The organism is Cyanobium sp. Morenito 9A2, from assembly GCF_024345575.1.
Classification (GTDB): domain Bacteria; phylum Cyanobacteriota; class Cyanobacteriia; order PCC-6307; family Cyanobiaceae; genus ATX-6F1.
On the sequence record NZ_JAGQBJ010000006.1, the window covers coordinates 26,275 to 46,808 of the forward strand.

18 protein-coding genes are annotated in these 20,534 nt (G+C 65.0%); 7 read left to right on the forward strand and 11 right to left on the reverse strand.

Annotated features, from left to right (window positions below):
• Window positions 1-177 precede the first annotated feature (177 nt).
• Entirely contained in the window at window positions 178-390 is a 213-nt protein-coding gene (locus KBY88_RS08910) for a hypothetical protein (RefSeq protein WP_254939575.1), read from the forward strand.
• Between the two features lie 807 nt (window positions 391-1,197).
• On the opposite strand, the gene KBY88_RS08915 is transcribed toward KBY88_RS08910, so the two are convergent.
• From KBY88_RS08915 to KBY88_RS08930, 4 genes are read right to left on the reverse strand one after another with little or no spacing between them, the layout of a single operon-like run.
• Window positions 1,198-1,635, reverse strand: a complete 438-nt coding sequence (locus KBY88_RS08915; protein WP_254939576.1) for a VOC family protein — start codon at window positions 1,633-1,635, stop codon at window positions 1,198-1,200.
• Between the two features lie 38 nt (window positions 1,636-1,673).
• A complete protein-coding gene (locus tag KBY88_RS08920) occupies window positions 1,674-2,726 on the reverse strand; it encodes a Rieske 2Fe-2S domain-containing protein (protein ID WP_254939577.1) in 1,053 nt (350 codons plus the stop codon).
• Between the two features lie 58 nt (window positions 2,727-2,784).
• On the reverse strand, window positions 2,785-3,048 hold the full coding sequence (locus KBY88_RS08925) for a hypothetical protein (RefSeq protein ID WP_254939578.1): 264 nt from the start codon (window positions 3,046-3,048) through the stop codon (window positions 2,785-2,787).
• A 1-nt stretch (window position 3,049) separates the two neighbouring features.
• Window positions 3,050-3,817 (reverse strand): MinD/ParA family ATP-binding protein, encoded by a 768-nt coding sequence (locus KBY88_RS08930; RefSeq protein ID WP_254939579.1) that lies wholly within the window; start codon window positions 3,815-3,817, stop codon window positions 3,050-3,052.
• Window positions 3,818-3,885: 68 nt separating this feature from the next.
• On the opposite strand from KBY88_RS08930, the gene KBY88_RS08935 reads away from it, so the two are divergent.
• Window positions 3,886-5,277, forward strand: a complete 1,392-nt coding sequence (locus tag KBY88_RS08935) for a HAMP domain-containing protein (RefSeq protein ID WP_254939580.1) — start codon at window positions 3,886-3,888, stop codon at window positions 5,275-5,277.
• A 7-nt stretch (window positions 5,278-5,284) separates the two neighbouring features.
• Here the strand turns inward: KBY88_RS08935 and KBY88_RS08940 are convergent, their stop codons facing one another.
• The 6 genes from KBY88_RS08940 to pds are packed head-to-tail and all read right to left on the reverse strand — an operon-like array spanning window position 5,285 to window position 13,483.
• Window positions 5,285-6,916: a TolC family protein gene (locus KBY88_RS08940; RefSeq protein ID WP_254939581.1), complete on the reverse strand. Its 1,632-nt coding sequence runs from the start codon at window positions 6,914-6,916 to the stop codon at window positions 5,285-5,287.
• Complete coding sequence (locus KBY88_RS08945; RefSeq protein ID WP_254939582.1) at window positions 6,913-7,860, reverse strand: phytoene synthase; 948 nt, start codon at window positions 7,858-7,860, stop codon at window positions 6,913-6,915. Before KBY88_RS08945 ends, KBY88_RS08940 begins: the two co-directional genes overlap by 4 nt.
• Window positions 7,857-8,948: a response regulator gene (locus KBY88_RS08950; RefSeq protein ID WP_254939583.1), complete on the reverse strand. Its 1,092-nt coding sequence runs from the start codon at window positions 8,946-8,948 to the stop codon at window positions 7,857-7,859. The genes KBY88_RS08945 and KBY88_RS08950 overlap by 4 nt, the downstream gene beginning before the upstream one ends.
• Window positions 8,945-9,331, reverse strand: a complete 387-nt coding sequence (locus KBY88_RS08955) for a response regulator (RefSeq protein ID WP_254939584.1) — start codon at window positions 9,329-9,331, stop codon at window positions 8,945-8,947. The genes KBY88_RS08950 and KBY88_RS08955 overlap by 4 nt, the downstream gene beginning before the upstream one ends.
• A gap of 16 nt (window positions 9,332-9,347) precedes the next feature.
• Complete coding sequence (locus KBY88_RS08960; protein WP_254939585.1) at window positions 9,348-12,071, reverse strand: response regulator; 2,724 nt, start codon at window positions 12,069-12,071, stop codon at window positions 9,348-9,350.
• Window positions 12,068-13,483: a 15-cis-phytoene desaturase gene (pds, locus tag KBY88_RS08965; protein WP_254939586.1), complete on the reverse strand. Its 1,416-nt coding sequence runs from the start codon at window positions 13,481-13,483 to the stop codon at window positions 12,068-12,070. The genes KBY88_RS08960 and pds overlap by 4 nt, the downstream gene beginning before the upstream one ends.
• A 146-nt stretch (window positions 13,484-13,629) precedes the next feature.
• On the opposite strand from pds, the gene KBY88_RS08970 reads away from it, so the two are divergent.
• Both KBY88_RS08970 and KBY88_RS08975 read left to right on the forward strand, forming a co-directional pair.
• Window positions 13,630-13,980, forward strand: coding sequence for an NAD(P)H-quinone oxidoreductase subunit M (locus KBY88_RS08970; RefSeq protein WP_254939587.1), 351 nt, complete (start codon window positions 13,630-13,632; stop codon window positions 13,978-13,980).
• A complete protein-coding gene (locus tag KBY88_RS08975; protein ID WP_254939588.1) occupies window positions 13,977-14,657 on the forward strand; it encodes a DUF3172 domain-containing protein in 681 nt (226 codons plus the stop codon). Before KBY88_RS08970 ends, KBY88_RS08975 begins: the two co-directional genes overlap by 4 nt.
• Window positions 14,658-14,662: 5 nt before the next feature.
• On the opposite strand, the gene KBY88_RS08980 is transcribed toward KBY88_RS08975, so the two are convergent.
• Window positions 14,663-15,727, reverse strand: a complete 1,065-nt coding sequence (locus KBY88_RS08980) for a LysR family transcriptional regulator (RefSeq protein ID WP_254939589.1) — start codon at window positions 15,725-15,727, stop codon at window positions 14,663-14,665.
• 139 nt (window positions 15,728-15,866) lie between these two features.
• Here KBY88_RS08980 and KBY88_RS08985 point away from each other — a divergent pair, with 139 nt between their 5' ends.
• The 3 genes from KBY88_RS08985 (at window position 15,867) to KBY88_RS08995 (ending at window position 20,470) form a co-directional block, all read left to right on the forward strand.
• Complete coding sequence (locus tag KBY88_RS08985) at window positions 15,867-16,568, forward strand: NnrU family protein (RefSeq protein ID WP_254939715.1); 702 nt, start codon at window positions 15,867-15,869, stop codon at window positions 16,566-16,568.
• A gap of 73 nt (window positions 16,569-16,641) precedes the next feature.
• Window positions 16,642-18,657, forward strand: a complete 2,016-nt coding sequence (locus tag KBY88_RS08990) for an NAD(P)H-quinone oxidoreductase subunit 5 (protein WP_254939590.1) — start codon at window positions 16,642-16,644, stop codon at window positions 18,655-18,657.
• A gap of 169 nt (window positions 18,658-18,826) precedes the next feature.
• Complete coding sequence (locus KBY88_RS08995) at window positions 18,827-20,470, forward strand: NAD(P)H-quinone oxidoreductase subunit 4 (RefSeq protein ID WP_254939591.1); 1,644 nt, start codon at window positions 18,827-18,829, stop codon at window positions 20,468-20,470.
• Window positions 20,471-20,534 lie beyond the last annotated feature (64 nt).

Sequence of the window (20,534 nt, forward strand, 5' to 3'; positions counted from 1 at the left end):
CAGTTGAGTGAATCCTAAGCTAACTGCAGCGACACAACAGCATCTCAGCCCATCAACCCCCCAGAGGTCAGATCCAGCGCTGCCCTCCAGTGAGGCCCTAGGGCGTCTCCTGCTCCAGGCCCTAGTCCGCCGGCGCTGATTCCCTGCGTTCTGGGTGGTCCGCTAAGCAAGTCTGGCTTGATCCTGAAGGTGCGCCGGCGGCAGGCCAATCCCAGCGGGACCACCATCGAGGAAGGGCGACCGCAGATCCAACTGCCACCGGAGCTGTTCACACTAATGGTGATGATCTGGGAACATGCGGATCCCCGGCCACTACTCACCCAAAACCCGATGGTGGCCTTGGTCGATACCGATTGCCAGCTGTTGGATGCGTCCCTGATCGTCCTCTAGTCGGATCGGCTGGCCTGCATCCTGATGCAGGCGGTCTCGTTGGACATAAACGACTGGCCCTGTCGGGCTCCGCCCTTACCCCGAGCCTTGCTCGGCTGGTGCTGTTCCAGGGCACCCAGGGAGCCAGCGCCAACGAGGTCAACGTGGCCGAAGGCATAGTGGGTTGCCAGCTGGGGGCAGTGCCTCCCCCGGCGCCGTTCTTCACCGCCGTGGCCCTTCTCCCTGGTGATCCTGATGGAGCTGCCGCTGCTGCTGCCGGAAAGCCGCAACTCCGGGCAGCACTCCAGATCGGAGGCCGATCCCCTGCGTTTCTGGTGCGGGGAGCGAACCCACCCGAGGGCGTCAGGTCAACTGATCAGTGATCTTCTCTCTAGCCTCGTTCTGGGCTTTCCACACTTCAGCGACATGTTCGTGATGGATGCCCGCGACCGCTTCGGGTTGGATCCCCAGGCAGTCAGATGGGTGGTCTCTGTCATGGAGGTGGAGCTGCTGATCATGGTGGATTGCGATTCCCCGCGTGACCGCCATGCATACCGGCAACGAGCTCCATCTCACTCCTTGAATATCGCCATGGGCACCAGCGCAATCATGGCGGGCCTCCTCTCCCTGTCTCTCTCACCGTGTCGGCGAAAGAGCGGAGAATCCCGGATACTCAAGCCGTCATGCATCTGCCTCACCGACCTGCTCGCCCCCCTGATGGCCGAAGCCCCAATACCTGCAGCAGAAGCGCCGCCGCCACGGAGCGTTGGTCGCCCTGGTGCGGCTGGCAGTCGGCCTGGCGCTCAGTAGCCAGATCCGGCCCCAGGCTCAGGCAGTGAACACCCCGTCGCCATAGCCGATCAGTTCCACTTGATGGCCATCGGGGTCGCTCACGAACAGGGAGCGGCATCGGGGGCCGTAATCGAAGGCCATCACCGCTTGGCCCCTACGCTGCAGCTCCTCCTCCACCTCCGCCATGCGGGAATAGGTGACCCGGAATGCCACATGCCGCATCGCGATGGTGTTGTGGTCAGGCACCGCTGCTGGATTGGCGGAATCAGCGGGGAACAGGTTCAGGTAGCAGCCTGGGCAAACCCGCAGGATGAACGGTGGGCCGCTCGGCAGCCCCTCCATCGCCGCCGTCAGAAAGCCCAGAACCTGCTGGTACCAGGCCAAAGAGGCCTGGGGATCGCGAACCGTAAGAGCCACGTGATCCAGGGCCTCGATCGGCAGGGCGCTGGCGAAGCTGTCGGGAGCGGAGCTCATTGGAGATCGCGGAGGAGTGAATAGAGAAGGAGCGGCACTTACACAAGCAAACCGGCGCTGCGCTTCTCGCGCAGCAGGCTGCGCAGGCACAAGGTCATGGCATCACTGACCAGAAGCAAGTCGCCGCGGCCGTCGAGATCTGGCAGCCGCGGAGTGAGCGTCTCCACCATGCGCTGGTCTTCCGCCATGAAGCGATCCACCCGCCCGCGGGCATTGGCATCGGCCAGGGGGGTACGCAGGAAGGAGCGGAAGTGGCGCCAGAGGTTCAGGGTGCGGCCGTCATCCAGCGGCACATGGGCGGTGCACAGGGAAATCCGAAAGTCCCCGAACACCACCCGCACCAGCGACACATTGGCCAGCCAGAGCTGGATGTGCTGCACGCCGCCATCGCTGCTTTCGGCCACGGCCTTGTCGTCAGTGTTGAACAAGCCACGCAGGCCGCGGCCCTGGTCGGCGCGGTAGTGCCGGTCGCGGGGGGCCAACACCCGTTCATAGAGGCTGTCGTCCTTCACCCACTGCTCCTCAGGCATCAGCTGATCGGGGGCGCTCGCCCCGAAGGTGCCGGAGTGCACAAAGGGGGCATGGGTGAGGTCCATGAAGGCCTCCAACACGCGCAGCCAGTTGGCCTGCCACTCCACCTGGCCCTCAAGGTTGCGCCAACCGCCATCACCGGCCTCGGGAATCGGCCCCACCGCTGGCACAGGCGGCAGCACCTCGGGACTGGCCACGGGCGCCTCGGGATCGCGGGCCCACCACAGCCAGAGGAAGCCGTAGGCCTCCCGGCAGGGCACACAGCGGGTGTGGGCCCGGTGGGGCATCGGCTCGCCGGTGTGCTGGGCGGGAATACTGGCACAGTGCCCATCGGCGCCGAAGCACCAGCCGTGGTATCCGCAGGTCAGGAGGCCGTCCTGCACCCGGCCCACACTGAGGGAAGCGCCCTTGTGGGGGCAGCGATCCAGCACAGCGGCGGCCGCGCCAGAGCTGTCGCGCCACACGGCAAAGCGCTCGCCGTGCAACTGAACCGCCAGGGGATGCTCGGGCTTCAACGCCGATGCAAGGGCAACGGCGTACCAGGAATCGAGCAGTTTCATCGCAGGTCAGCCCCGTAGGCAGGGCGCTTTCGCCTCGCAAGCTGTAGCACGGGCTCGCCTAGCCCAGATGGGTCTTCCAGTGATCACCATCGCAGCGAAACCAACCCCTCTGCTCCAGGGCCGCGAGCAGGTCCAAGGCCTCGCTCGAATCGACCTTCCAGTGCCACTCCAGCTCCAGCAGGCTGGCCAGATCCTGACGTTCCAGGCCTTGACGCAGTCCACGCTTGAGCAGCTTGCGCAGACTCGCTGGTTCCAGCGCCAGCAGGGTCGCCATCGAAAGCGGGCCCGGCGGCCAGGTGGCAGGGTCGACACCGGAAGCCATCTCAGGCGAGCTCAGATGCGTTGAGATCGGCGGCGAGAGCACGCACGCGCTCGCTCCAGGGGTGGTTGGGGTAGACGAGTATCGCCAGACCACTACTGGCCAGGGTGAGCAGATCGTCACTGAGGGGCAAGAGCGCCCCGATCGGCACGTTGTAGCTGCTGGCCACCCGCTCCCGCACCTGCTCGGGATCGAAATGAGCCGGCAGCTTGTTCACCACCAAGCGAATCGCCGGCACATCAAGGCGCTCGGCCACCTCAATCGCCACGGCCGTGCCGAGGTAGTCCTGGGTATCTGGACGCATCACCATCAACAGACAGTCAGCGATCGCGGTGGAAAGCAACGTTTCCTCATTGATCCCCGGATGGGTGTCAATGATCACCAGATCGAGATGGAGCTTTTCGCTCAGGCTGAACAGGGCATCGTTGAGCTTCTCCACCTGGTAACCCTCCCGCAGCAGACGGGCGATGCGGTCGCTGTCCATGGCGGCGGGCACCAGCCAGAGCCGTCCATGGGCCTGCTTCACCGGAGTTGGTGTGACGTCATGGGCGCAATGCTCGATCGCCGTATCACCCTGGAGGTGATCATTGAGGGTGGCCTGGCCTGGTTCAGGGGAGAAACCGAACAGGACGTGAACGCCCGGGGAGGCCAGATCGGTGTCGAACACCGCCACCCGTTTGCCCTGCAGCGCCAGCGCGACCGCCAGGTTGGCGGAAAGATTGGACTTCCCGGTGCCGCCGCGGAAGGAATGAATCGCCAGGATCTGGGCCATGCCTGCCGCTGTTGGTGATCGGGTTGGGCGATGGTAGAACTGGCGAACGCCTGAGACGCTCAGCGCCCATGCGACTTTCCGTGCGCCTGATCGCGCTTGGGGTCACCGGTCCAATCGTTGGTCTGGGGATCTTCTTGGTGCTCTCCGCCAGCACGGTGGTGGAGCTCGCCCAGAAAGCGAAGTTCGAACTCACCACCCTTTTCGATCAGGACAACCGCACCAATCTTCTGTTCACAACAAGCATCATCCAGCGCAACACGCGCATGCTCGCCGCGCAGCTTGACCTTGATTCCCAGCGTCTGGCCAAACGCATCGGCGCCGATCTCAACCTCTCGCCCACCGGCCAGATGTCCTGGCAGCGGCAACCGCTGGAACCAGCGCAAGCGCCGCAGCGGTTGAATCCGATTCTGGCGATGCCCCTGACGCTGCCCACTGAATCGGCCTCGATTTTTCTCAAAGACGGTCAGAACATCTGGCGGCGCCTGGCGGGGGTGGATGGCAAGGGCCACCCCCTGCCCGCCGGCTGGGTGCCACCGGCCGCCACTGTGCGCGAGTTGGAAGAAGTGATCGAGGGCTCAGGGGCCCGCCTCGAGGCACGCAACACGATGCTGCTGCGCGATGGCCTCTGGCGCATGAGTCGACTCACACCCTTGCCGGCCCCCGGAGGCGCCCAGCGGTTGCTGCTCTCAGTGAGCCTGCGCACCGACGCGGACAACGAAGTTCTCCAGACCAGCGCCCGCCTGTTTCCCTACAAGAACCACCACGTAGCCTTCTTCGGATTCAGCACCGGCGGCAGGTTGTATTGCAACTTCGCCCAGCCCTCCCAGGGCAGCTGCCCGCTGCTGCACCGGGCCATGCTCGCCTCGGGCGGGATTCCCCTTCCGAGCGCCCACACCCAGGCGCTGATCGGTGAGCGGTCCATCCTGATCGCGGACCGCCCGGGGGAGACACCCGAGCGCCAAAGGCTGTTCATGGCCACCTTCCCAGAATGGAACTGGCTGGCAGTGATCCTGGTCGAGGAGGCGATGCTGAATCGCAAACTGGTGCCCCTGCGCCAGGCCACGGAAACGATGCTGATCCTGCTGGTGCTGGGCACGCTTTTGCTGGTGGCCGGATGCGCCTTGGCGGCCTGGCGCATCGCCGCTGGCATCCAGCGGGAATTGGGAGCCCTGGCAGCGGCCGCCGACAGGATGGCCGCCGGCGACTCCCGCACCCAACTCAGCTACGGCGGTGACGATGCCCTCGGGCGGCTCGTGCAGGCCTTCAACCGGATGTCTGGGGCGGTGGCCGATCGGGAGGATTCCTTCAAGGAACGCATTCGCACCCTGGAGATCGACATCAACCAACAGGTCCTTCAAGGTCAGGTGTGCTCCATCACCCGCGATCCCCATTTCCTGAGCCTGAGCGAACGCGCCGAGGCCATGCGCACCCGGCGCCAGCAACGGCGGAAAAGCCGATGAGCCTCAGTTAGTTCATGCGACCCACGCGCTTGGGCAGGTTCAAACGCGCGAAAGGATCGCCCACCTGTTGCTGGAGGGAGGGATCAGGTTCATAGCTGAGGCCGCTGGCCCGGGCCAGGCTCACCAGGGCGATGTTGTAATCTGCGAGTTGGTCAATGTACACACCCACGGCCTGGGTTAGATCCTGCTGGGCCTGCACGACATCAGTGACATTGCCATAACCAGCATTGAAGCGCAGGGATTGGAGGCGCAGGGCTTCACTGGACGCCTTCACCCGTGCCGCCGCCAACAGCACCGCCTGGCGGCCTTGCTGGGCCTGGGCATGGAAGCTCTGCACTTCGCGTCGCACCTGATTCAGGGCCACTTGCACCTGAGCCTCCGCAGCCCTGGCGCGGCGCATCGCAGCGGCCGCACTCATGCGGGCCTGGCCTCCATCGAAGCCGGTGAAGGTGATCTGCACCAGGCTTGAGGCATTCCAGAAATCGGTGCGGGCGTTGCCCACCCAGGGTGGACCCAGGGCCGCGTAACCCACGCCTTTCGTCCAGTAAAGGGAATTCACCAGGGCGATCGTGGGCCGATACACCGCCAGATCGATCTGAGCCTGGGCTTCGTTCACCTTCACGGCGGTGAGCTGCTGCTCGATCACCTTGCGGTAGCCCAGGGCCGATTCAATGGTGGTCTCGAGCGATTGGCTCCAACTGCCCTGGGGGGACAGGATGGCCGCGGGGCGAATCGCCCCGGCGTTGGTCTCATGGAGCAACTCGGCCAACTCGGCCTGGGCCAACTGGGCGTTTTGCTCGGCATTCACCAGGTTGACCTGGTCGGTCTTGAGCACCGTCTGCTGCTTGGCGAGTTCGAGGCGGGAGGCGACCCCAAGCCGCACCCGCGACTGGGCCAGGCGATAGAGCAATTGATCATTGGCCACCAGCTGCTGCCCGGTGACCGTTTTGGCGATCGCCCGCTGGAGGTTGATGTACGCCTGTTCCGTGCGCAGGCGGTTGTCCCGCCGGGCGATGACGAAGGCATCAACGGCCTGACGCACCAGGTACTTGTTTTGCCAGATCGTGGGACTGCGGGCTGGATCAAACAGGTTCCAGTTGATGTCGAACTGGTTGAGGCTCTGGAAATAACTGCTGCTGAAGGCCGTGACCGTGGCGTAGACCCCTGAGGCCGGTGCCCCCACACCTGAGAGGGCTCCTTGATAGTTGTAATAGGAACGCTGCCCGTAAAGGCCTGCGCCCAGGCTGCCGTTGATCACGGGCCACCAGCTGGCGTAGGCCGCCCCGAGGCTGTTCTGGGTCGCCAGCAGCAGTTCATAGTTCTGACGAATCACCGGATTGCGGCGATCGGCGAGCTCCACCGCCGTCGCCAGTTCAAGGCTTGCGAGCTGGGCGGTCGGAATGGGCGCGAGGTTGTCGCTGGGCCTGGGAACCCCGGCCGGCCAGCCGGCGCCAAGATCTTCCAACTGCTTGGTGCTGGGCCATTCCGCCGGCCCTGGGGCCGCCACTGCCCGGGCAGGCGCCGGGCCGACCGTCGGGGTGCGATCAGCAGCCGGGGTCGCCAGACCCCAGGCCATGGCCATCAGAACGCCTAAGGCAAAAATGGCCGCCCTCGGGCGCTGGCCGTGGGGCAGATTCATCGAGCCTGGGCGATCACAAAAGAAAGCGGCAGGTCCAGCAACTTGCCAGCCCGGGAGACGTAGGCCCGGTTGTTGAACACGTCATAGCCGTGCTGTTCGATCACATCGAGGATGGCCCGGTAGAGACGCAAGGACGCCCAGACGGGCCAACGGGCATCGGGGGCCAGCCAACGCACGCCCGCCTCGGAGCGGGAGAACCATTCTCGCGCACGGGCCACCTGGAAGGCCATGAGCGCCCGCCAGTTGTCGTTGAGCACGCCCGCCATCAGTTGGTCCTCCCCATAGCCGAAGCACTCCAGTTCATCGAGGGGAAGGTAGATCCGTCCGCGGGCCCGGTCCTCACCCACATCGCGCAGGATGTTGGTGAGCTGGTTGGCGATGCCGAGGGCCACGGCCGCATCGGTGGTGTCGGGGCAATGGCTCCAAGGGGCCGAGGTGTAGGCGGGATCAAGGCCCATCACCTCCTGGGTCATCAGCCCCACGGTGCCCGCCACCCGGTAGCAATAGAGCCCCAGCTGCTCAAACGTGGCGTAACGGTGCTGGCGCAGGTCCATGCGCTGGCCCTCGATCATGTCGAGGTAGGGCTGCAGAGGCTGGGGGTAACGCTCGAGGGTGTCGTGCATGACCAGATCCAATCCATCACGCACCACCCCCTTGAACAGCTCCCGGGTGCGCTGCTCCCAGCCATCCAGCCGCGCTGCCAGCTCGGCCACAGGCCGCCCCTGGGCCTCGGCGCTGTCCATCAGCTCATCGGTGCGCCGGCACCACACATAGATGGCCCAGATGGCCCGACGCTTGGCCGGCGGCATCAACAGGGTGCCGAGGTAGAAGGTCTTGGCCCATTCGGCCGTTTCGCGCCGGCATTCCTCGTAGGCCTGCTCGAGGCTGGGGAGCACAGCCGCACCACCGGATCGCTGGCCATGCTGCCAGAGCTGGGGTGTCATGGGTCGTTCCTGCCATGTCTGCGGCGTTCGCGCATGGCCCGGGCCCGTTCGTTGAGGGCCGAAAAGGAGGGGTCAGCCAGGATCGAGCCCACCTGGCGGCTGAGCACCTGGCGGTTGATCTGAATCTCCAGCTCCTCGATCGTGGCGCGCAGGGCGCTTTCCTGGCGAGACACCGCCACGGACATGCGCTGGAACGCCGCCAGCAGGGGCGCCAGCTGGGGGGCCTCCCGTTCCTCCACAGCCAACGCTTCAACGAAGTGATCGGCCGCGCTGAGCTCCCGGGCCAGGCGCTGCTGACTGGCCACCAGGTTGCGGTACAACTCCGCCTCCTGATCCCGGAAGGCCTTCTTCTCCAGACAGGCGCCGATCCGAGCCCGCAGCAAGGTGGGATTGAAGGGTTTGGGCAGATAATCCTCTGCCCCCGCCTCAATGCAGCGCACCACGCTGGAGAGTTCGTCGAGGGCGCTGATCATGATCACCGGGAGGTGGCGCAGGTTCTCGTCGGCCTTGAGCTCACCGAGGGTGCCATAGCCATCCAGGTTGGGCATCAGCACATCGAGCAGCACCAGATCGAAGGGCTGCTGGTGGGCCAGAGCCAGAGCGGCCTCCCCATCGACGGCGGTGGTGACCAGATGGCCGGAACGGCTGAGGCGCTGGGCCAGCAGATCAAGGTTGAGGGGGTCATCATCGACGACCAGAATGCGTCCAGGTCGCAGCGACCGGGGTTCCAGCGCCGGGTCTGGCCCATCAACACATCCCAGGATCGCTGTGGTGGGAAGGGCTGCGCCCATGGCGGCCCCACGGCTGCCCAAGGGCATGGCGGAGACTCCGGCAGGTGACGTGGCGGAGCTCTGCCAAAGTGCCGTCGTCAATCGACCACGCACCAGGGCGAGCATGGTGCCGGCAGCACGCTGAATCTTACGGAGGTCATCGATGTACTGCGGCTGCTGGGCTTCGAGCAGCTCCTCCTCCAGCAGTTCGCTGAAGCCCAGGATCTGATTGATCGGTGTGCAGAGATCGTGGCGCAGGTCCGCCAGGGGATCGGCCGATCGGTCGGACGGTGCGCTGGAAGTGGCGTCCCCCCTCACGGCTCGAACACCCTGCCGACGCGGGTCAGCTGGGCCTCGATCTTCCCCAGCAGCCGCGCCAGATCCACCGGCTTGGTGTCGTAGTCGTCGCAACCGGCCTGCAGGCACGCCTCCCGATCCCCCGCCATGGCATGGGCCGTCAGACCGATCACCGGGATCGAGGCGGTGGCCGCTTCTGCCTTCAGCCGGCGGGTGGCCTCCCAGCCATCAATCACCGGCAGGCTCATGTCCATCAGGATCAGGGCGGGTTCGGCGCTCACCGCCAGCGCAAGGGCCTGGGCGCCGTCGAGGGCCATCACCACTTCGAAACCCCTGCGCAGCAGGCGACGCGAGAGCATGTCCCGGTTCAATTCATTGTCTTCGACGAGCAGAACGCGCACCATCGCCGATCGCTTCGCCTCAGACCCTGGTTCCCAGGATCGCATTGACCTGTTCGGCCAAGGAGACGGCGTTGAAGGTGCCCTTGCTGAGCACCTCGCTCACGCGGCCATGGAGGCGCTGCCGGTCGGCATCGCTGAGGCTCTGGGCGGTGATGACGATCACCGGGATGCTGGCGGCGCGGGGGTTCCGGCGCAGCCGCTCCAGGAATTCGAGCCCATCCATCTCCGGCATCATCAGATCCAGCAGGATCAGATCCGGTCGGCTGATGGCCAGCGCCTCAAAAGCCTTGCGACCGTTGGCGGCATGGTCCACCATCCAGCCCTGCTTTTCGAGCATCCTGCGCAACAGCTCGGCATGGGCCCGGTCGTCCTCCACCACCAGCAACCGGGCCGGCGCCTCAGGCCCGTCAGCGGTGATCGTGCCCATGAGCTGATGCAGGCGTCCCCAGTCGATCGGCTTGGCGAGGCAGTCGGCGGCACCAAGGGACTCCCCCAACTCGCGCTCATCGACCATGGTCATGATCACCACGGGGATGGCGGCCAGTTCGGCATCAGCCTTGAGCTGGGCCAGCACCGTCCAGCCATCCAGGCCCGGCATCATCACGTCGAGGGTGATCGCATCGGGGCGCAGGCTGCGGGCCAGTTCCAGGCCCTGTTCACCCCCCTGGGCCACCCAAACCCGGTAACCGTCGCGAATCAGAAAGCGGCTCACCAGATCGGCGGCCGCCGGGTCATCGTCGATCACCAGCACGGTGCCGCGGGGGGCCACGGGGAGCGGATCGGCCCCCAGGGCCGATCCGACGGTACCGCTGGCGGCGTATTCGGTGGAGGGGGCTCCATCAGCCTCAGACCCTGCGGCCGCAGGGCGCGCCGCCCCGCCCTGCGTCCCAGGGGCAAACAGGGCAGGATCCTCCACCCAGCGCGGCAGCACAAGGGTGAAGGTGCTGCCCACCCCTGGCTGGCTGGTCACGTTGATATCGCCACCCATGAGGCGGCTGAAACGGCGGCTGATCGCCAGCCCAAGGCCGGTGCCGCCGTACTGGCGGGTGGTGCTCGCATCAGCCTGGGAGAAACTTTCGAACAAACGGGCCAGCTGCTCGGAGGTCATGCCGATGCCGGTGTCAGCCACCGCCACCTGGATCGTCTCGATCGCGTCCTCACCTGAGCCTTCAACGCCGCTACCAAGGCTCAAGGTGATGGTGCCATGGTCAGTGAACTTGCTGGCGTTGCTCAACAAATTAAGCAGACATTGACGAAACTTGGTGAGATCGGCGCGCATCTGACCACTGTCCTCCGGACAATCAAGCGCCAAAGAATTGGCATTCTTGTCGAGCAACGGCTTCACCGTGGAAACCACATCGTTGATGGTGGAGGCGAGATCGAATGTCTCAAGACAGAGGGTCATCTTGCCCGCCTCAATCTTGGAAAGATCAAGCACGTCATTGATCAGATTGAGCAGATGCTTGCCCGCGCCCTGTATCTTGCGCAAATCGGGCACGAACTCCTCAGGGGATAGATCTTCTGCCTCTTCAATCAACATCTCGCTATAGCCAATGATCGCGTTCATCGGCGTGCGAAGTTCATGGCTCATGTTGGCCAGAAAGGTGCTCTTGGCCTGGTTCGCTTCCTCCGCCTCCCGGCGGGCCCCTTCGGCATCCAGCTCCTCCAATTCAGCACGCCGACGGGCCAGCTCTCCGGTGATCAAGGCCCAGGTGAGACGCTGGCTGTAGAACCATGAGAGCACCAGGACCGCGAGAATCATCACGGTCATGAGCCCCATCACCCCCATGGTGAGTTGAAGGGAGAGGCGATCGATGTCTGGAAGATACTTGGCCGTCAGAATATTAAAATGCCAGGGCACAAAAGACTCGCGGGAGATCTCATAACCCTGCGATTGAACGACACCCTGACCAGGCGTGGGCCGTTGTCCTGAAGGTTGCACGGATCGCAGCAGGGCCGCCACCTTGGCAGTGCTGAGATGGCTGGACTGGAAGGTTCGCTCTCCCTTGGCATCCTCGAGGGCAACGAACCCGTTGTCGAGGATGCGCGTGGATCGAATGTTGCGGCCGATCTCGGCGAGGGTGGTGATCGGATACCCGGCATAGAAGGCACCGATCACGCGGCCAACAGAGTCTTTGATCGGCCTGTAGGCGGTGAAATAGGGATCACCAAAAATGTCCACCACACCCATGAAGGCCTGGCCATTCCGCAAGAAACGGATCGGCTCGCCTTGGGGATCGAGTTCGGTGCCAAGGGCGCTGCGACCGTCCCTCTGACGGACGGTGGTGACCACACGAATGAAACGATCCCCACGGACCGTGAACACGGTGGCCGTGGCGCCCATCTGTTCAGACACTTCGCTGACGATGTCCTGCCTCTCGGTGACCGGAACGCCGCCGAAGCGCAGCTCCTGCACCTGCTGGCCGCCCACGCTCAGCGCTGGGGGACCCAGGGAGACTGGGCCCAACTCAAGGAAATCCGCCCCCAACACCTCCACGGCAGCGTTGGTCAGCCGCCGGTAGATGGCATCGGTGATGCTCAGCTGCTGCTTCAGGTTCTCGGAGACCACCAGCAGCCGCTGGTTCGTGAAAGCGGTGACGGTCCGGCGCAGCTGCCAGAGGCTGAATCCGGCCGAGCCCACCAGCAGACTGGCCACCAGCACGAACCAGGCGAGGGTGAAGCGCCGGACCCGGCGCTCGATCGCCCGGGCATCGACCCCCAGTGGGGCGGGGCCCTGGCTCATCCAGCGACAGCCATGGCCTGCACTCCCCGCAGCCGGGCCGGGTCGGCGGCTTCGATCGCCTCGGCGCAGAGCTTGCCACTGAGCACGGCCCCTTCCATCGAAGCCAGGTAGCGCTGTCTGGTGAAACAGCCGGCCAGGAAGAAATTAGCAATGGGTGAGGCCTGATCGGGCCTGAGTGCCTGGCACCCCGGCACGGTCTTGTAGACCGAAAGTGGTGTCTTCACGATTTTCGACTTCAAAAGCGTCGCCTGATCGGCGCCGGTGAAGTGCTGAGGGAACAGGCGCTCCAATTCCCCCAGGGTGGCCGCGACGATGTCCGCATCGCTGCGGCCGATCCAGTCCTTGGCGGGGGCAAAGACCAGCTCGAGCATCGAGCGGTGGGGGTCTTCGTATTCGCGGCAGGTGTTGCTCATGTCGGCGTAGACGCTGAGGAGATCACTGCGACTGAACAGCAGGTGGTCGATCTCGGTGAGCTTGCGATCGAACCAGAGATGGATGTTGATCACAGGCACGCCATTGAGCCCCTGGAGTTTCTGGAAATAGGGAAGCTGCTGCCAAGGTTCGGGCAACAGCAATTTCAAAGGATCCACAGGCAGGGCACTCACGTAGGCATCGGCTTGGACCGTGCGGGCGTCCTCGCCCCCGAGCCCAGCGATTCGGAAGCCGCCCACCGTGCCGTCGGCCGCCAATTCGATCTGGCGCAGGGGCGCCTTGAGATGCACCTCACCGCCCCGCTCAACCACATAGTCGACGATTGGCTGACAGAGGCGCTGGGGTGGGTTGCCATCGAGGAAAGCCATTTTCGAGCCGTCGCTCTCCTGCAGGAAACGATTGAGGGCCGTGAGCACCACGGTGCTGGAAATCTCCTCGGGATTGATGAAGTTCAGCGCCTTGCTCATGGCCAGGAACACCTCGTCATTCACCCGATCAGGAATGTTGTGCAGCCGCAACCACTCGCTCCAGGAATACTTGTCACACTCTTCGACATAGGCCTGGCCCTTCAGCATTGCGGGCACCAGCCCCAGGCCGAAGCGAATCTTTTCGGGCCAACTGAGCATGTCGTTGTTGCCCAGAATCGCCGCCACGCCATTGAACGGAGCGGGGATGTCCGGGAAATCAAAACGGCTGTAGGTGCCCGGCACCTCCTTCTGGTTGAAGATCATCGAATGGCTCTTCCACTGAAGACGGTCTTCGATGTCCAGCTCCTTGAACAGTTGGCGCATGTTGCGGTAAGCGCCAAAAAAAATGTGCAGGCCGGTTTCGTACCAGTCGCCGTCTTCGTCCTGCCAGGCGGCCACCTTGCCGCCGAGCACGTCCCGGGCCTCGTGAACGATCGGGGTGTGCCCCGCGTCGCAGAGGTACTTGGCACAGGAGAGCCCGGCCAGGCCCGCTCCGGCGATCGCGACACGCATGGGGAACCCCGAAACCAGGGGCAACCCTAAGAGCCGCTCTCCCGGCGCCGTTGGCCCCGGGGTTCCTAAAGTCTGATTCTCGAGGCGGTCCGGGGGTCCTGCCCACGGCCTCCACCACGTCCTCATCGTCCGAGCCCTCGTCAGCCATGGCCGACACCCTGCTGCTCAAGTCCACCACCCGTCACATCCGCCTGTTCACGGCGCGGATTGAAGGCCAAAACCTCGAGCCAAGCCCCAATCAGCTCACCCTCGATGTGGACCCCGACAACGAATTCCTCTGGGACGTGGCGGCCTTGGACAAGGTGCAGCAGCATTTCCGGGAGCTGGTGGCCGCCCAGGCCGGAGCTGAACTCAGCGAGTACAACCTTCGCCGCATCGGCTCGGAGCTCGAAGGCACCATCCGCAGCCTGCTGCAGGCGGGTGAACTCCGTTACAACCCGGATGCGCGGGTTCTGAATTACTCCATGGGCTTGCCCCGCAGCCCCGAAGCTCTGTGACGCGCTCCCGCTCCAGCCGCGCCACCGAACCAAGCCGCGGCCGCGAGACCTACGGCTACGGCTACGAGGACGACCGGTACGACACTCCCCGACGCGGGGATCCCCCCCGGTCGCCACGGCGTCCTCCCGGCGGGGGCGGCCCTGGGCAAGGCCAGGGCCCTCCGGGCGGCGGCACCGGACCCTTTCAGTTCAATGTGGCCACCATGGCCGTCTTGGCAGGTGTGCTGGTGGTGGGAATCGGCATCGGCACCGCCCTCTCCAGCAACACCGCGGGGGACCAGGGCAACATCGCCAGCAGCCAGCAGCTCGATCTGGCCGTGCCTGACCCTGAGTTCTGCAAGCAGTGGGGCGCCAGCGCCTTCGTGGTCGATGTGGAGATGTACACGACCATGAACCCCAGCAGCAGCTTCGTGACCCAGCCCAAGCTGCAGCCCGGCTGCGTCATCCGCCGCGAGAACTGGTCCGTGCTCCAGAAGGAGGGGGCGGTCACCAACGAGCAGATGCGCCAATGCAAGCAGCGCATGAACACCTTCGCCTACATCGGCTCGATCAAGGACAAACCCGTGGTGCGCTGCGTCTACCAGACCGACATCGTCGACAACAGGTTCCAGAGCAAAGGCGTGGCCGGCGCCGCCGACGACAGCGTCGGCATCACCCCCGAAGCCAGCCAGTTCTAGGTGTCCTAGGGCTGGCCCAGCTCACCGTTGGCCAGCGGTGAGCTTCCCGATGGGGCCGACATCGCCGGAGTGAACGCCGCCCCCCCTGCCGTCACAGCCACCGGCCCTGGCGCCGAGACGACCCGGCCCGGCTGGCGCAGGGGGCTGTCGGGGCTGGCGAACACCGGCAGGACCTCGCGCCGGAAGGCCTCCGAGGCCCTGGAGCAATAGCGGGCCGGGTGGGTGATCAACTTGAGCTGACGCCGCACGGAGAGATCGGCCAGGTTGGGGCGGTGCAGGCTGCCCGTCGCCAGCTCCCGCTCGATCGAGACCACTGGCAGGAAGGCCGCCCCCAGACCACTCTGGACAGCGTTCTTGATCGCCTCGAAGGAATTGAGCTCCATCTCGATCTTGAGCCGGCCCACATCCAGGCCGGAGCGCGCCAGCAGCTGGTCCACCATCTTGCGGGTGGTGGACTGGGCATCGAGGCAGACGAAGCCGAGCCGGTAGAGGTCGTCCTTGCTGATCTCCGGCAGCCGGGACAGCGGGTGCTTCACGGGCAGCACCAGGGCGAGCTCGTCACTGGCGTAGGGCACCACCTGAAGCAGGTCGTTGAGTTCGCTCGGCAGCTCGCCGCCGATGATCGCCAGGTCGACCTGACCATTGGCCACACTCCAGCCCGTGCGCCGGGTGCTGTGCACCTGGAGCTGCACGGCCACATCCGGGTACTTCTGGCGAAACAGACCGATCATGCGCGGCATCAGGTAGGTGCCGGTGGTCTGGCTGGCGCCCACCACCAGGGAGCCCCCCTTGAGGTTGTGGAGGTCGTCGAGGGCCCGGCAGGCCTCCTGGCACTGGCTCAGGATCCGATCGCAATAGCTGAGGAGCAGGTGGCCAGCCTCAGTGAGCTGAGCTTTGCGCCCGCCTCGATCGAACAGGGAGACGTCGAGCTGCTTCTCCAGGTTCTGGATCTGAAGACTGACGGCCGGCTGGGTGACGTAGAGGCTGTCGGCTGCCTTTTTGAAGCTGCCCTCGCTGGCGATTGCCCGCAGGATGCGCAGCTGATCGAGGGTGAAGGGCAGATCAGCCATCGGAGCGCCCCGGAGGGCTGGCAGCTGCGTGAGGCCTGAACTTTAAGAGGAACTGTCCCAGGGCTGGGTCACGCTCCGTCAGACTTCATCAGTGACGCCCCCAGCCGTGATCCCGCCTCTCCATCACAGCAGCCTGGTGATGGTCGCCCTGCTGCTGGCCTTTGCCGTGCTCCACAGCGGGGGGGCCGCCCTGCGCGTCTGGGGGGAGGCGCGGATCGGTCCCCGGGCCTGGCGGCTGCTGTTCGCCGCCCTGAGCATCCCCGCCGCCGTGGTGGTGATCGGGTTCTTCATTGCCCACCGCTACGACGGCCTGCGCCTCTGGAACCTGCAGGAGCAGCCCTGGATCGTGCCGCTCGTGTGGGTGGGGACGGCGATCAGTTTCTTCTTTCTTTATCCCGCCACCTACAACCTGCTGGAGATCCCTGCACTGCTGAAGCCCGAGGTGCGCCTCTACGCCAGCGGGATCATCCGCATCAGCCGCCATCCCCAGGCGGTCGGGCAGGTGCTCTGGTGCGCCACCCACCTGCTCTGGATCGGCACCAGCTTCACGGCCTGGGCTTGCCTGGGCCTGATCGCCCACCATCTGTTTGCGGTCTGGCATGGCGATCGGCGCCTGGCCGCCCGTTTTGGTGACTCCTTCGAGGAGCTGCGCTCAAGCACCTCGGTGCTGCCGTTCCGGGCTGTGCTGGATGGACGCCAGCGGCTGGTGCTGGCCGAATTCCTCAGACCCTCCCAGCTGGGGATCGCGATCGCGATCGGGGCGCTGTGGTGGAGCCACCGCTGGATCGGCGTGGCCTCCACGGCCTTCAACCGCAGTCCTCTCGGGGCTCTGCTGGGCTGATGGCACTCCAACACATCCGGCCTGAACCGCCCAGGCAGGCTGCCTACACTCCCTGCACCCAAACCCTTCCAGGATGAGCTCGGCCGCTGAACTTGCCTGGTTGATCCCGGTGCTGCCGCTGGCGGGAGCCGCGCTGGTGGGCCTGGGATTGATCAGCTTCAACCGCACCATCAACCGGCTGCGCAAACCCGTCGCCCTGCTGCTGATCAGCCTGGTGGGGGCCTCAGCCGTGATCAGCTTCGTGATCCTCGGCCAGCAGCTCGCGGGCGCCCCCGCTACTGAAGTGCTCTTCAACTGGGCCAGCACCGGCGACTTCAACCTGCAGATGGGCTACCGGGTGGATGCCCTGGGGGCCGTGATGCTGGCCCTGGTCACCACCATCGCCCTGCTGGTGATGGTGTATTCCGATGGCTACATGGCGCACGACAAAAGTTATGTGCGCTTTTTCACCTACCTGGCCCTGTTCAGCAGTTCGATGCTTGGGCTGGTGCTCAGCCCCAACCTGCTGGAGATCTACGTCTTCTGGGAGCTGGTGGGGATGTGCTCCTACCTGCTGGTGGGCTTCTGGTACGACCGAGAGGGGGCCGCCAATGCCGCTCAGAAGGCCTTCATCGTCAACCGCGTGGGGGATTTCGGCCTGCTGCTCGGCATCCTCGGCCTGTTCTGGGCCACGGGCAGCTTCGGCTTCGAGGAGATCGGCGCGCGGCTCGGCGAGGGCCTCGCCAGCGGCACGATCACCCACGCCGCAGCGGTGATTCTCTGCCTGCTCGTGTTCATGGGACCGATGGCGAAATCCGCCCAGTTCCCGCTCCATGTGTGGCTCCCCGATGCCATGGAGGGCCCGACACCGATCTCGGCGCTGATTCACGCGGCCACCATGGTCGCCGCCGGGGTGTTCCTGGTGGCCCGCCTCCAGCCGATCTATCTGCAATTCCCTGACGTGCAGACCGTGATCGCCGTGGTGGGCACGATCACCTGTTTCCTTGGGGCCACAATTGCTCTCACCCAGCAGGATCTCAAAAAAGGTCTGGCCTACAGCACCGTCTCCCAGCTGGGCTACATGGTGCTGGCCATGGGCTGCGGCGCCCCGATCGCCGGGATGTTCCATCTGGTCACCCATGCCTTCTTCAAGGCGATGCTCTTTCTGGGCTCGGGCTCGGTGATCCACGCCATGGAAGAGGTGGTGGGCCACGAACCCGTGCTCGCCCAGGACATGCGCCTGATGGGCGGCCTGCGCAAACACATGCCGATCACGGCGATCACCTTCCTGATCGGCTGCGTCGCCATCAGTGGTATCCCTCCTTTGGCTGGCTTCTGGAGCAAGGACGAGATCCTCGGTGTGGCCTTTGCCAGCTTCCCGTTGCTCTGGGTGGTGGGCTTCCTGACCGCTGGCATGACGGCGTTCTATATGTTCCGGCTTTACTTCCTCACCTTCGAGGGCACCTTCCGCGGCAACGACTACGCCATGCGCCAGCAGCTGCTGGCGGCAGCCGGCAAGGGGGGAGTCTCCATGGAAGGAGACGAAGACCACGGCCACCACGCCAGCCACCCCCACGAATCGGGCTGGCAGATGGCCAGTCCCCTCGTGGTGCTGGCGGTCCCTTCGGTGCTCATTGGTCTGCTGGGCACCCCCTGGAACAGCCGATTTGCGGCCCTGCTCGATCCCCGCGAGGCCGCCGAAGCGGCCGAGCACTTCAGTTGGGGTGAGTTCCTGCCCCTGGCAGGCGCCTCTGTGGCGATCTCCCTCACGGGGATCACGGTGGCGGTGCTGGCCTACGCCCTGCACCGTCTCGATCTGGCCACGCTCGTGGCCGCTCGCTTTCCCGCCGTCAACGCCTTCCTCGCCCACAAGTGGTATCTCGATGACCTCAACGAGCGCCTCTTCGTGCGCGGCACCCGCAAACTCGCCCGCCAGGTGCTTGAGGTGGACGCCAAAGTCGTCGATGGGGTCGTGAATCTCACCGGCCTGCTGACCCTGGGAAGCGGCGAAGGCCTCAAGTACTTCGAAACCGGTCGGGCCCAGTTCTACGCCCTGATCGTCTTCGGTGGAGTGATCGCTCTGGTGGTGCTGTTCAGCGCCTTCGGCTGAGCTCAAGGGTCTGCAGGCCTGGGCTCCAGGCTCCCCCAGGTGGCTCCTGCGACCCCCTCAAGGAGCTGACGGCCACGGCCCACTCCATGCTCTGTGTGTAATCCCGTATCCGCGCGGACCGGCTGGGGTCGGCATTTCTACACTCCGCCCAGCTCCTCCTGCCTCGCCTGTGCTCCTGGACTTCGCCGTAACGACAGCCTCCGGAACGGCCTTGCCCTGGCTGAGCATTTCGATCCTGTTCCCGATCGCCGCCGCCCTGGCGATCCCCTTCATCCCCGATGCCGGCGACGGCAAGACCATCCGCTGGTACGCCCTTGGCGTTGCCCTGATCACCTTCCTGGTGACCGTGGCCGCCTACCTCGATGGCTACGACCCCTCGGTGGAAGGCCTGCAACTGATTGAACGGGTGGAGTGGCTGCCCGATCTGGGCCTGGCCTGGTCTGTGGGGGCAGACGGCCTCTCGATGCCCCTGATCCTGCTCACCAGCTTCATCACCGCCCTGGCGGTGCTGGCGGCCTGGCCGGTCACCTTCAAACCGCGGCTGTTCTTCTTCCTGATCCTGGCCATGGATGGCGGACAGATCGCCGTATTCGCCGTGCAGGACATGCTGCTGTTCTTCCTGGCCTGGGAGCTGGAGCTGCTGCCCGTCTACCTGCTGCTGGCGATCTGGGGCGCGAAGAAGCGCCAGTACGCCGCCACCAAGTTCATCCTCTACACCGCCGGCGGCTCTGTGTTCATCCTGCTGGCGGCGCTGGCCATGGGCTTCCAGGGCGGCGGCGCCCCCAGCTTCGAGTACACCGTCCTGGCGGCCAAAAACTTCGGCAGCGGCTTCCAGCTGCTGGCCTACGCGGGCCTGCTGATCGCCTTCGGGGTGAAATTGCCGATCGTGCCTCTGCACACCTGGCTCCCCGACGCCCACGGCGAGGCCACGGCACCTGTTCACATGTTGCTGGCGGGCATCTTGCTCAAGATGGGCGGCTACGCGTTGCTGCGCTTCAACGTGCAGCTGCTCCCCGAGGCCCACGCCCAGTTGGCGCCCCTGCTGGTGGTGCTGGGGGTGGTGAATATCATCTATGCGGCCCTCACGTCCTTTGCCCAACGCAACCTCAAACGCAAGATCGCCTACAGCTCGATCAGCCACATGGGCTTCGTGCTGATCGGCATCGGCAGCTTCAGTGCCCTGGGCACCAGCGGCGCCATGCTTCAGATGGTGAGCCATGGGCTGATCGGCGCCAGCCTCTTCTTCCTGGTGGGCGCCACCTACGACCGCACCCACACGCTGCAGCTCGATGAGATGGGGGGAGTGGGCCAGAAGATGCGCAAGATGTTCGCCCTCTGGACCATCTGCTCGCTGGCCTCCCTGGCCCTGCCGGGGATGAGCGGTTTCGTCTCTGAGCTCATGGTCTTCGTGGGCTTCGCCACCTCCGAGGCCTACACGCTCAGCTTCCGGATCGTGATGTCCGTATTGGCGGCGATTGGGGTGATCCTCACGCCGATCTACCTGCTCTCGATGCTGCGGGAGATCTTCTTTGGCAAGGAGAACCCCGATCTGGCCGGCCACACCCATCTGGTGGACGCTGAACCGCGGGAGATCTACATCATTTCCTGCCTGCTGGTGCCGATCGTGGGGATCGGTCTCTATCCCCGCCTGGTCACCGACAGCTATCGGGCTTCCATCGAGGCACTGGTGGCTCGGGAAGATCTGGCCTTCAACAAGGTGATCGGTCCCACTCCCACCGGCTTGATCCGCAAGGGCCTGGGAGCAACAGCGCTGCTGCCACCGGCGATGCTGCGGGCCCCCGCCCTGGCCTGAGGGTTGAGGACGGGCCTCCAAGGGGTAACGAAACTCTGCAGTTGCGGCCCTCGACGGGCAGATC